Annotated in this window: 1 pseudogene; it reads right to left on the bottom strand. The window is 29.8% G+C overall.

Annotation, left to right across the window (positions count from 1 at the left end):
* Nucleotides 1-194: pseudogene (locus OM075_RS25950) on the bottom strand (IS982 family transposase); the annotation flags it as partial.
* Nucleotides 195-325 lie beyond the last annotated feature (131 nt).

Raw genomic sequence — 325 nt, 5'->3', positions numbered from 1 at the left:
ACCCATTCGATATAACCAAATAAACATTTCTTTCTTCTGTTATATTGTGTCCGGTCAATCATGTTAGGAAATTGTTCTCTATATTCACTTTTGAGTTTTTTGAAAAGCAAACTTTCGCTATCAATGGATAAATATTCACTAGTCAGATTTAGGCTAATTAATTCTATATCTGAAAATTTAGGTCTTGCTCCCACCTTGTGAAAATTACCGTTCAAATCAACCTGATCTTACAATACAGATTTTAATACTTCCAAAATTTTATCGAAATTCGTCTTTATATCGTGCATGTGAGGTTTTAATATTTTTTGTTTCGCAACCTTAAAAT

The sequence above is a fragment of the Plebeiibacterium sediminum genome (genome assembly GCF_026013605.1).
GTDB classification, from domain to species: domain Bacteria; phylum Bacteroidota; class Bacteroidia; order Bacteroidales; family Marinilabiliaceae; genus Saccharicrinis; species Saccharicrinis sediminus.
This window is presented reverse-complemented; position numbering and strand designations above follow the sequence as displayed.